Source organism: Pedobacter psychrodurus (assembly GCF_032678585.1).
Taxonomy (GTDB): domain Bacteria; phylum Bacteroidota; class Bacteroidia; order Sphingobacteriales; family Sphingobacteriaceae; genus Pedobacter; species Pedobacter psychrodurus_A.
On the sequence record NZ_JAVTSN010000050.1, the window covers coordinates 1 to 11876 of the forward strand.

The following is an 11876-nucleotide window of genomic DNA, read 5'->3' on the forward strand; positions in this document are numbered from 1 at the left end:
TTATCCAAACGTTTGGATAACGCCAGACATACTTTCGCAACAACCGTTACAATGTTAAAGGGAGTACCCATAGAAACCGTATCAAAGATGCTCGGTCATACCAATATCCGAACTACACAGCACTATGCCAAGATCTTAGACATCAAAGTGGGCGCCGATATGGCCAAGTTGAAAGCAGAGACCGAATATGAGCCGATCAACTTCAACCAAAAGATTGTTCGGACCAAATTACATGGCCATGAAAGACAGTTATAATAAGATCAATATAGCTGATGAACTGATCATCAATCAGATCTATATCATCAAGGGTCAGAAGGTGATGCTGGATGAAGACCTCGCAGAACTCTACATGGTAACTACAGGAAATTTGAATAAGGCAGTAGCCAGGAACATAAAAAGGTTCTCGGAGAATTTTATGTTCAGGCTGAATGAAGATGAATTCAAGAACTTGCTCTTCCAAAATGGAACAGCAAGCTGGGGAGGAAGGCGCCAGGCACCAAATGTTTTTACGGAAGCAGGTGTCGCAATGCTTTCAGGTATCCTTTCCAGTGATCTGGCCATTAATGTAAACATCCAGATCATGCGAATTTTCACCAGAATGCGCCAATTGCTTTCTGACAACATGGAGTTTCGCATAGAAGTGGAAAAAATCAAGAAAAAGATTGACAATAAGGATAAAAACATGGAAATCGTGTTTCGCTACCTCGACGAGTTGCTGGACAACAAAGGAAAACCCAATCCTCCGAGAAAGCGTATTGGATTTAAATCGGATGACCTATAAGTCATTTCTTCTAAGAATTCAAGGTGCTATAACGGCACCTTGAATTCTTAAGTAAAAACAAAATATTCAGTTTTGACAAATAAAATCCTAAAATTACGGGGTCTTAAGGTCGGGGGATTTCATTTACAATACGACACCCTGAAAATTATTGCGTATATGCGAGAAGCGGGAACAGCTAGGGATTCGAGCGCTGGGGTTCCGCAGGCCGCAATGCGCGATGGGATTTCTCATTAGCGACCCATTCCACGGCCACGGTCATTTTCCTTTTTATTTTTTGCTTCCCTTAATTTACTAAAAAGTTCTCTGCTCTCCAGCAACCGGCCATGGTCTTCAACAGCTTTCAGTATACCCTGTTTAACCTCCTGCCATTTTAACTTTCCATCGGTCAACATTACCGGGACATTAAAGTCGATATCCTGATGATACAAAAGCGAAGATTTTGCTGTTTTGTGATCAACATTGGGATACTTCTGGCTATAATAATTTAGGATCTTATCAAGTGACATTTCCTTCAATAGGTAATGTATATCAATAAAATCTTTGATCCGTTGTCCACTATTGACAATCGCATTGATCTTCATAGCAGAAATATCCTCATTCGACATCATCCTTATCCCATCAATGGTTTCAATTGGTTTTATAGATGGGTATTTGTGCGATATGAAGTCAAAATCTACTTCACCGATGCTACCACTTGTATAGTTACTTTTGTGACGCTTTACATCTGCATCGTAATTATTTCTTAAATGAGCGGCAAGATTGTCGCCATCAAAATCAGAAGAATTGAATAGATCAATATCGATCGATTGCCTGTGACCAATCCTTAGGGATAATGCCGTTCCACCTACGAGGTAAAAGGAATTAAGTCGCTGATCGCTCATCAGCTTTTTGATCAAATCCAGTGTCCCTTCTTTAACTGTTTCTTTGTATAACATTTGAGTTCTTCTTTACCAAACTGAAAATATTTGCAAACGGCATCCATGGTCATGTCAGAAAGATAAGTAATTTCATTCCTAAGCGCAGATATTACATTTTCCCTTCCGTAAAATCTGATCATTTCATCCCAATCCTTGGAAGCTCCCTTATCAAAAACCCTTTCCATTATAGTCCTGTAGCTCCTGCCCCAATCTATTTTATCAAAATCAAAATCCCAGAACAATACCCTGGGTAGGTCGGGTCTGCGAACCTTGTGTATTAGCGGTTGGCGCTCAATTTTGATTTCATCGTTTTCAAACGGAACTTTTTTTTTGGATAGATAATTGGTCAACGTGTGATAGTTATAGATAGGATAGCTGTCACAAAACCCCTTAAGACTTGAGAACACGTCAATATCCGTTCCTGCAAATCTTTTCCAGTGTACAACTACTACTCTTTTATTGATATGTTTTAACATATACAAATTTAACTAAAACACCAACAAATGCCTAATATTTTAAAATATTTGTCAATTGGTGATAAATAAATTGAGTTACTTAAATTGATTTATTAGATGAATTACTTCATCCAAATCGGTAATATTTTCAAAATCCGAGTGTTTTCACAGGGGGAGCTCGTGATTCCTGCGCCCTAAATTTTTCACGCAGGCCCCTCTCGTCTACGTTAATTTGGATAGTCTGTTCTTTTTGCATTTTCATATAATTTATTTCGATAATTTAAACTTTACAGCCCCCTTTGATGTGATTGGGTCTGCTTCTGTCCTTTCTTTTTCTTTCGTCTTGGTTCATCCGGCGCTAATGATATTGCTGGCCCATAAGTAGGTTCAAGCATGATGTCCAAAAAACTTCCAACTGTTGAGCCTATTTTTACAAGCATATCTGAACTTGTTCGAAACAGCCCCTTGGAGATATCCTGTGCGAGTTCTAAAATGATCCCTTTTTGTGATTGACCAAGTTTAATTCCCTCATCTAAAGTATCCAGCTGCTTTCTTTGCTCTAGTGTGCCGTTACTCTTGATGTGAGAATAGGCTAAGGTATCTCTTAGTCCACGGTCAAAACTGAACTGCCTGTCGAAAAGAGTTTCCCCACACTGCTTGAAAGCCAGGCGGTCAAACTGTCCCATTTTTTTTGAATGTTCGATATTCTTGCCCCGGGAGCTATTCATCGGACTTAACTTGATCTTATTGGTAAGATCTTTTCTACTTACAATGACCTGAATATGCCGCTGGTCTCCCTGCTTCAATTCTCCACGCTTTTTCAGTCCATCCTTCACCTCCCTGTCATGGTGGGTGTAATATCTATGATTTTCAACCTTTGCGAACCAGACCAGATCCCGGCTGCTGATAACTCCTGCTCTATTAAAGTTTCTGGCATATCCATCCATAATCTTGACTGCATATTCTTTCAACCTCAGGGGGATTTGTTGCTCACCATAAATTTCATTCAAGTGTTTGAGCTCCTTTTGGCTGGGACTGATATTGATCAGGAAAAATTTAGCATCATCTTTTCCGAGTTTCGCAATATTGCCATCAATGGTGGTCCGAACCTCATACGGCTCATAGGACTGACCTAAATGGTTGAACCATTTTTCGGGTTCCTGAGCAGGATTTAACCTATTTTCCTTTTCGAGATAGTTCACCAATTGCCCACTACTCCTCTTGTTGTCAGCGGTTTTGCTGTCAGTTATATTGATATACATATTACAATAACATTATCTGGTTCCTTGTAGCAGCCAGCAACTGCAACTTATCTTTCTTTGATCCAATGGCAGGAAGATTGTCCCTGGCAATAGCGAATCCATCAAGGATATTCAGAAAGAGCTGCTTGAAGCTTTGCTTATCCTGTAGCTTTGCAAAAATCAATTTATAGTCTTTTTCAAGCTGATATAAAAAATGGGTCTGTTTTTCCATCAACACAGGCACCATTTCGTTTTGTTTTAAAAGTCCGTTAAAGCCTGTGATCAACCTTTTTTGTGCTTCAGACAACTGTGCAACCTCCCGCTTGGTCGGAATAAGCAGATCATTTTCCTGGGTTTTGATAAATCCGATGTAGTCTTTGTGGTTACGGACCATGGTGGTTTTTAGCAGGTCATCATTGATGTCCAGCGGATCTTTTTTCGTTCTGTAGAAATACTCTGTCATCTGAAGGAAAACCAGCCGCTTTGATCTCCCCAGCTTTAGGGCTATCTTATCTAACTTAATACCTTCTGCCTCTGAATATTTAATCGATCTTAATACTTCATTCTTCATCCATTTTTTGTTTTTAAAAGAATATTAATTAATGGGATATATCTCAATATATAAGCAGCTATATGTATAGCTAACCTGATTACCAGATCTCTATATATCGAGGTATATTGCACCCCTGATAGGGTGCCGATTTCCTAACCTATTGCTTCTTATTGAGATCAAAGCACCCCTGGAGGGTGCTTCAAACCCCAATAGCGATAGCTTGGGGCGAGAAAGGTAGGGCTTTGCCCAACCTCCGCTCGCTCCTTTTTCTGGAAATGAAAAAGGACCTTTCTGCATAGCGTATAACCTTTCCATTGCCTCACAGAAAAATAAAATCGGGAACACAAAAGGAAAAATATCCGATCCAATTGTCATGATGGCTGTACGGCTATTTTAATTAAATTGTTAACTATATCGGCGGAGATGGATTAAAACTCACCTGGCTTGCAATAACCGTATTGTAGCTTGGCCTGTAATCAATCCAGCCCTCCTCGACCAGTTGCCTTAAACATTTGTGATAAGTATTGAAGGAACGGATTGCAGACAGCCTCATCAGATCCTTACGGGTCACCCTAAAAGGTACTTTCTGACCTTGCATTTCACAGCAGATTATTAAAGCTGCAAAAAGACTGATGTGGCTTGGTAGAATATTTCTTCTGGTTCCCGATAATTTTAGAAAATCGCGTTGAATCTTCGAAGTATCGATCATATCTCTCCCCCTTGTCCCATCAGTTTTGAGATGTCGGCGTAAGCATAATAGAAAATACTTCCAACCTTCTTGAACGGCAGCGTCCCATTGACGCGCAGGTTCTGGAGTGTACCTGCAGAGATATTTAGTAGCTGCCGGACCTCGGCACTACGCAACCATTTTCGTTGATCGAAAATAGCTGAACTACCTACATTCATTTTTTTTAGTTCATCGAAAAGTTCTGTTTTAAACTTTTGAAGATCTGCCTCTGTTAAGATTTCTAACTGCATAAATTGCCTCCATTTTAATTTATCTTAGGCAAAGATCTGAAGTCAAAAAGGCAATACGATGACCAGCGGACTGCTCTGGTCATGTCCAAAATATGTATACGAGGCGATTTCCTCTATTTTTTCCCTATTATCTCAAATAGCTGTTGGTCTGGATAAATAGAGGTTCCCTTTGTTGGGATGTCACCATCTTTTTCAACGAAATAGTTTCGGACAGTTTCTACCGGAATATCCTTTTCGCCGTGGCTAAAATATTTCGAAATCATTTTTGCGTAGGTTATCTTGTGGTCGCACCTGAGTAGTAGTCTATCAGATGGCAGTCTCAGATTGCGCATCTGCTGCATTAGGTCGATAAAAGTTGGCAAATGCTCATCTTCAATGCTGATTTTTTGCTTCACTTCGTATTGAGTCAACTGAATTATCTGCTGCTTTAATTTCTCAATCTCATTGATATATTGCTGTATAATTTTATCTTTTTCTTCGATAACTAACAGCGCCGGCCTAGCATTCCATCTATCGACTCCCATTAGAAACTTTTGAAATTGTTTTAGTTTCTCAATTCTAATTAAATTTTGCTCGTGGTCACTTCCATGGGGATTCTTATTCCGAAAGTGTTTGATTCTGGTTTCTATGAGTTCCCACAACTGTTTGAAAAACTCTTCTTCTGGGCTGATTTTATTTTTTAGCGTATGGTTAAGGTGATGCGCGTAATAATCCTGGTACTCTCGCGCATCTAATTTATAGAGTTTTAACACAAAGTGACTATCCGCATTTCGTTTCCAAGGACCGAAAAGATTGCCGATGTCATAAGGGTGTGGAAAGAAGTCAAAGCGTTTACGTGCTTTAAAAAAATCAGCTTTCATAGGCGTAATTAATCAAGTGAATCTCAAAGAGTTTAGATAAATTTAAGATGAAAAAATTACATGCCTTCTTATTTTCTCAATTCTATTTGGACAATCACGATCCTTATGCTTCAAAACTAAAACAAACTACACAAGGCTAATCTAAACAAAGCATATCATAGATATTTTTACCGACAATCTAAAATATGTCCATAAGCACTCGTATTTCTTGGCGATATAAAGGGAATCCCTAAATCTGCAGCGCGCAAGATGAGCAAAGCGCCCATAAAAAACATAAACCATGGGATAAGTTTATTGGTATTAAATCGGATGTATTTTTTGAGGAAGATCCCACCTAGCGAAATCATGAGCATCAGCGGCGTGGTACCCAGTCCGAACAGAAACATAAACATTCCGCCAGATTGTATGCTTCCACTATTCAAAGCAGTTGCGAGGGCCAGGTAAACCATTCCGCAGGGAATAATGCCATTCAGCATCCCGGCAAATAATCCCCAAAAGGGCAAATTGAATACTTTTCCCATCAACCTGCTTATAGGATTAAGTAGCCATGACTGAAACCTGGAAAACCTATTTCTATAAGCAGTATTAAACTGTAGTGCTGTAAATAAAACCAGTATTAAACCAATAAAGATACTCAGCGTTTTTTGATCGCTAAATGTGCGGATACTGCTTCCTAAGGTCCCTACTAATAAACCCAAAACAGTATATACCGCAATTCTGCCAAATTGGTAGAGCAAAAGCGGAAATGCGCTTTGCAAGAAATCCTGTTTTCTAAATGGCATGCCCAACATGATTGGTCCGCACATTACCGCACAGTGGAGGCTACCGAATAGCCCCATCAAAAATGCAAGTGGTAAAAAGTCCATCATAGAGTGATATTATTTTTAAATAAATAATTTTTACCAGACGAACGCCAGCTGAGATTTAAAAACCACATTCCACTCGGCATTTTAGTTTTATCAACCAAAATAAGATTGGAAGTTCCTGAAGTGTTTCCTTTTAATTTAACATCATCATCGCTGTTGGCAGGCCGCAATAAAACCAGTTCGTATGCTGCAGGGTCTTTTATCTGGATGATGATCTGGGTTTTGGTAACGGTAATTTTGGGCTTCGCATGATCATTAAGCACGTTCTGTTTGGCATCGTATTCTGCATTGTAATTAATTCCTTTTTCGTAATAATTTTCTTCGATCAGGGCATCCCTTCCGTGTACATGAAACATGTAAAACACCATACACACGATAAACATCATGAATGTTAGCATCCCAAGCACTATTTTTGTTCCCCAGTTCATATTTATTTTTTAATTATGAATGAATTTTGAATGAATGAATGACCAATCTCTCTTTTTTAATTTTGAATGAGTGAATGTTTAAAGGCAAATCGCAGATTCATTTATTCCCTAACTCTATCCTTCCCTCATTCAATCATTCAACTCCCTCCGGTTGTGCGAAAAAACTTGTATTTGCTGTACTTAAAACCTCACCATCGGCAATAATTTCGAAAACAGCATCGGTTTTATACTTCTTAATGGTATTATTTTTTCTAATGAGAAAAAAAGTAAGGTGTACAGCGCCCTCTTTTGGTAAAACATCAGCTTTTTGGATAAAATCAATCTCATCACCATTATTTTGCGACCTGAACTTAAATTTTACCACTTTATTGGTTTTATTGATTAATTCTGCATTATAAAGATTGCTGGTTTTATCTGTTCCCTTGCTTTGGTACAAGGTACCGCTAGCCCGCAAAACTGTAGTTTGAATATCTTCTCTTTTGTAGATCAGAGAAGAAAAAACCAGCAATACCACAAACAGCACCGCGGCATAACCGTAGGATTTTAAGTTAATTGTATAAGGCTTGCGCTCATTAATAAAATCCTGATTAAAAAAACCGATCAGATTTCTGGGCTTATTTATTTTAAGCATCACCTCGTTACACGAATCGATACAGGCAGTACAGTTTACGCACTCTAGCTGTGTTCCTTCGCGGATATCGATACCCGTAGGGCAAACCTGTACGCAAAGGCCACAATTGATGCAGTCGCCGGTTTTTAATGTTGTAGTACTTTTTTGAAGACGGCCACGTGGTTCGCCCCTTGTAAAATCATAGGCCACAACCAAACTCTGGTTATCCAACAACACACCTTGAAGCCTGCCGTAGGGACAAATGACCGTACACACCACTTCGCGTGCATAGGCAAAAACACCATAGAAAATAAAGGTAAAAAGCCAGATGGAAATAAAACCCGATACATGCCCTTTAATAGGTTCGGTTATAATTTTAAGCAATACATCCGAGCCGATCATGTAGGCCAGAAAGGTGTTGGCAATGGCAAAAGAAATGAGCAGAAAAATGAAATGTTTACTGGTTTTTTTGAAAATTTTCTCTGCGTTCCAGCCGCTCTGGTCCAATTTCTTTTGTTTAGTGGCATCTCCTTCAATCCAGTACTCAATTCTGCGGAAAACCATTTCCATAAAAATCGTCTGTGGACAGGCCCATCCGCACCACAACCTGCCCAATACTACCGTAAAGCATACGATGAACATGATAAAAATGAGCATCGCAAGGGCAAACAGGTAAAAATCCTGCGGCGTAAATATCAACCCAAAGAATACGAATTTTCTTTCTATAAAATTAAGCAGTACCAGCTGTTTGCCATTAAGTTTTAGAAACGGACAGGAGAACAAAAATAAAAGCAGTACATAACTTACCCATTTCCGGTAGTTATATAACCTGCCTGATGGCTGTTTAGGATAGATAAAATCCCTGCCCTTACTTCCGGTTTTATTTTTTTGTAACATCGGCTTTGCTCACACTGTCTTTCGGCGTTTTCATTTCATTGTCTTTTACATCTTTCGCTTCATATTTTTCACCCTGAGGCGACTTAGCACCTGCAGGATTTGTCCCTTTTAACGACAGGATAAAATTGGCAACCGCACTAATCTGTTTGGGGTTCAGGTTTTTCTCCCAACTGATCATTCCTTTTTCGGGAACACCATATTTAATGGTTTTGAATACATTGTTGATGCCTTCGCCATGCAACCAGTATTCATCGGTTAAATTTGGTCCGATAATCCCTTGGCCCTTATCGCCATGGCATACTACGCAGTTGGTCGTAAAAATAGTCTTGCCGTCTGCCAGCACGGAGGGTGTATTATCAAACTTCACTGAGTTTTCATCAATGGTATTGGCCGATTTTTCGAGATAGGCTGCTTTTTCTACCTGGGCTTTTGCCATCTCTTTTTCGTATTCTGTATCCTGCAGATCGCCATAGCCACCAATGTGGTAATAAAAAAGATAAGCTGCCGCAAAAATCATGGTCCCGAAAAAGAGGAAGTTAAACCATGCCGGAACGGGATTGTTCAGCTCTTTAATGCCATCGTAAGCGTGATCGATAACCAGATCCTTTTCCTCTTCAATTGGCCTTAAACTTAAGAGTTTTGTCCAGATGGAAGGTTTAACCGGCTGTTGTTTTAACCAGGCATCGTAATCCAAAACCGGCTCTTTTACAGGTTTGGTGCAGGGCGTAGGATTTAGCTGCTCCTGATACATTACCTTAAATGCATTTAGCAGCGTTAATGCGACAAAAAGCAGTACGGTTACAAAAAGCAAAAGCAATACGATAAGCAATTCCGACTGGCTAAGCCCCAACCCAGGCTGGGATGGTGTTACCACCTCTGCAGTTTTTTCATCTGCAGCAAATGCTGTAATGGATAAAAGCAGCGACAATAACAATAGATTAATCTTCTTCATAAACATTAGGTTGATTTTCTTGTAATGGGATTTCGCTCATCACTTCAATATGTTTTTTGCTTAATTTGAGCAGGTAAATGCCCACGATTACAAAAAACACCATAAACATGAGCAGAGAGGTGATGAGGTATATTTCGCCACCGGCTAAATCTTTGATCTGGTTGAACATATTTTATTGATTTGAAGGAATACTTTCTTTATTGGCTTTAATATCGGTACCCAGTCGTTGCAGGTAAGCAATGATGGCCACTATTTCCCTGTCGCTTTTAACCCTGATATTATTCTGTTTAAGATCTGAGGCGATTTTTTCTGCCTGAATTTTTAAATCTTCATTGGCACGTTTATCATAACCTTCGGGATAAGGCACACCCAATGTTTGCATGGCCCTGATTTTACTCGCCGTAATGGTGATATCCAGTTTCTGTTCGATCAGCCAGGTATAAGGTGGCATAATACTTCCGGGCGACATAGAAGTAGGATCCATTAAGTGGTTATAGTGCCAGGCATCAGAATATTTTCCACCTATGCGGTGAAGATCAGGCCCGGTACGCTTACTGCCCCATAAAAAAGGGTGATCGTATACAAATTCCCCTGCCTTGCTGTACTCTCCATAACGTTCGGTTTCTGAACGGAAAGGCCTTACTGTTTGCGAGTGGCAGTTTACACAGCCCTCTCTGATGTAAAGGTCTCTTCCCTGAAGTTCGAGTGCCGAATACGGTTTTACACTGGCAATGGTTGGCACATTAGATTGTATGGTAAAGGTTGGCATCATTTCAACCATGCCCCCAATAAGGATAATGATGAGTGATAACACCATAAATTTCATTGGCTTGCGCTCTAAAACCCTGTGCCATGCTTTATCAGCCGGAGAAGTTTCTACAATAATTTTGGCTAAAGGCATGGCCTCGGCCGGTTCGTTGGCAACCAGTTTAGCACCTAACATGGTTTTGGCAAGGTTATAAGTCATGGCAATAACCCCTGTTAAATAAAGCGCCCCACCAATTGAGCGTAAAATGTGCATCGGGATAATCTGTAGCGTGGTGGCTAAGAAATTAGGGTATTTCAATAAACCTTCAGGCGTAAATTCTTTCCACATCAATCCCTGGGTAAAACCTGCCCAATACATGGGTACGGCATAAAATAGTATACCCAAAGTACCTACCCAGAAGTGAAAACCAGCCAGTTTTTTAGAGTATAATTGTGTTTTGTAAATACGGGGGATTAACCAGTACAATACACCAAATGTTAAAAATCCGTTCCAGCCCAAAGCACCAACATGTACGTGTGCAACAATCCAATCGGTAAAGTGGGCTACACCGTTAATCTGCTTTAACGATAATAAAGGCCCTTCGAAAGTGGCCATACCGTAAGCGGTAAGGGCAACCACCATAAATTTCAGGGTTACGTCCTCTCTTACTTTATCCCAGGCGCCACGCAAGGTTAACAAGCCGTTGATCATACCCCCCCAGCTTGGTGCGATGAGCATGATTGAAAAGGCAACACCCAATGATTGTGCCCAGCCTGGCAATGAAGTGTACAATAAATGGTGAGGTCCTGCCCAGATGTAGATAAAAATAAGCGACCAAAAATGCAGAATACTCAATTTATAGGAGTAAACCGGTCGTCCGGCCATCTTTGGCAAAAAGTAGTACATCATGCCCAGGTAAGGTGTGGTTAGAAAAAATGCCACCGCATTATGCCCGTACCACCATTGTACCAGTGCATCCTGAACACCAGCATACACATAATAGCTTTTCATAAATGAAATAGGCAATTCGAAGGAGTTTACGATGTGTAATACTGCTATGGTAACGAATGTGGCTATGTAAAACCAGATGGCCACATATAAATGGCGTTCTCTTCTTTTAAAAATAGTACCGAACATGTTTACACCGAAAACCACCCATATCATGGTGATGGCGATATCAATAGGCCATTCGAGTTCCGCATATTCATGTGAGGTGGTAAAACCAAGAGGAAGCGTAATTACCGCCGATACAATGATCAGCTGCCAGCCCCAGAAGTGTATTTTGCTTAGCAAATCGCTAAACATCCTTGCTTTTAATAAACGCTGAAGCGAATAATACACACCCATAAAAATGGCATTGCCCACGAAGGCGAAAATTACCGCGTTGGTATGCAAGGGCCTGATCCGCCCAAAGGTGGTATATTGGCTGCCCATGTTCATTGCAGGTTTGAACAACTGCATTGCTGCGAGCAAGCCAACCGTCATTCCTATAATTCCCCAAACCAGGGTGGCAATTCCAAAGTTCCGGACAATCTTGTTATCGTAAGTAAATTTTTCTAACTGCATAATAGAAGCTGAATTTTGTATGTT

At 40.1% G+C, this 11876-nt stretch carries 15 protein-coding genes; 2 read left to right on the top strand and 13 right to left on the bottom strand.

The window, feature by feature from the left end:
• On the top strand, positions 1–255 hold a 255-nt coding region (locus R2S57_RS25040), incomplete at its 5' end, for a tyrosine-type recombinase/integrase (RefSeq protein WP_316847656.1).
• Positions 239–781 carry an ORF6N domain-containing protein gene (locus tag R2S57_RS25045; RefSeq protein ID WP_316847657.1) on the top strand — a complete coding sequence of 181 codons (543 nt, stop codon included), beginning with the start codon at positions 239–241 and terminating at the stop codon, positions 779–781. The genes R2S57_RS25040 and R2S57_RS25045, both read left to right, overlap by 17 nt.
• 230 nt (positions 782–1011) lie before the next feature.
• Here the strand turns inward: R2S57_RS25045 and R2S57_RS25050 are convergent, their stop codons facing one another.
• The 13 genes from R2S57_RS25050 to ccoN all read right to left on the bottom strand — a co-directional run bounded on the left by R2S57_RS25050 (position 1012) and on the right by ccoN (position 11852).
• Positions 1012–1716, bottom strand: coding sequence for a nucleotidyl transferase AbiEii/AbiGii toxin family protein (locus tag R2S57_RS25050; protein WP_316847658.1), 705 nt, complete (start codon positions 1714–1716; stop codon positions 1012–1014).
• Positions 1674–2174 (bottom strand): DUF6922 domain-containing protein, encoded by a 501-nt coding sequence (locus R2S57_RS25055; protein ID WP_316847659.1) that lies wholly within the window; start codon positions 2172–2174, stop codon positions 1674–1676. The genes R2S57_RS25050 and R2S57_RS25055 overlap by 43 nt, the downstream gene beginning before the upstream one ends.
• 266 nt (positions 2175–2440) lie before the next feature.
• Positions 2441–3415: a DUF5712 family protein gene (locus R2S57_RS25060; protein ID WP_316847660.1), complete on the bottom strand. Its 975-nt coding sequence runs from the start codon at positions 3413–3415 to the stop codon at positions 2441–2443.
• 1 nt (position 3416) lies between these two features.
• Positions 3417–3965 (bottom strand): BfmA/BtgA family mobilization protein, encoded by a 549-nt coding sequence (locus R2S57_RS25065; RefSeq protein ID WP_316847661.1) that lies wholly within the window; start codon positions 3963–3965, stop codon positions 3417–3419.
• A 391-nt stretch (positions 3966–4356) separates the two neighbouring features.
• The gene (locus tag R2S57_RS25070) at positions 4357–4545 is read right to left on the bottom strand and encodes a hypothetical protein (protein ID WP_316847662.1); all 189 of its coding nucleotides are present in this window, start codon (positions 4543–4545) and stop codon (positions 4357–4359) included.
• Positions 4546–4652: 107 nt separating this feature from the next.
• On the bottom strand, positions 4653–4925 hold the full coding sequence (locus tag R2S57_RS25075) for a helix-turn-helix domain-containing protein (RefSeq protein ID WP_316847663.1): 273 nt from the start codon (positions 4923–4925) through the stop codon (positions 4653–4655).
• Between the two features lie 113 nt (positions 4926–5038).
• A complete protein-coding gene (locus R2S57_RS25080; protein WP_316847664.1) occupies positions 5039–5785 on the bottom strand; it encodes a hypothetical protein in 747 nt (248 codons plus the stop codon).
• 167 nt (positions 5786–5952) lie between these two features.
• Positions 5953–6654 (bottom strand): sulfite exporter TauE/SafE family protein, encoded by a 702-nt coding sequence (locus tag R2S57_RS25085; protein ID WP_316847665.1) that lies wholly within the window; start codon positions 6652–6654, stop codon positions 5953–5955.
• Complete coding sequence (locus tag R2S57_RS25090; RefSeq protein WP_316847666.1) at positions 6651–7079, bottom strand: FixH family protein; 429 nt, start codon at positions 7077–7079, stop codon at positions 6651–6653. The genes R2S57_RS25085 and R2S57_RS25090 overlap by 4 nt, the downstream gene beginning before the upstream one ends.
• 133 nt (positions 7080–7212) lie before the next feature.
• Positions 7213–8586 (bottom strand): cytochrome c oxidase accessory protein CcoG, encoded by a 1374-nt coding sequence (gene ccoG / locus R2S57_RS25095; protein ID WP_316847667.1) that lies wholly within the window; start codon positions 8584–8586, stop codon positions 7213–7215.
• Positions 8570–9538 (bottom strand): cbb3-type cytochrome c oxidase N-terminal domain-containing protein, encoded by a 969-nt coding sequence (locus R2S57_RS25100; RefSeq protein WP_316847668.1) that lies wholly within the window; start codon positions 9536–9538, stop codon positions 8570–8572. The genes ccoG and R2S57_RS25100 overlap by 17 nt, the downstream gene beginning before the upstream one ends.
• Positions 9525–9707 (bottom strand): hypothetical protein, encoded by a 183-nt coding sequence (locus R2S57_RS25105; RefSeq protein ID WP_316847669.1) that lies wholly within the window; start codon positions 9705–9707, stop codon positions 9525–9527. Before R2S57_RS25105 ends, R2S57_RS25100 begins: the two co-directional genes overlap by 14 nt.
• A 3-nt stretch (positions 9708–9710) precedes the next feature.
• The gene (ccoN, locus tag R2S57_RS25110; protein WP_316847670.1) at positions 9711–11852 is read right to left on the bottom strand and encodes a cytochrome-c oxidase, cbb3-type subunit I; all 2142 of its coding nucleotides are present in this window, start codon (positions 11850–11852) and stop codon (positions 9711–9713) included.
• Between the last annotated feature and the right edge of the window lie 24 nt (positions 11853–11876).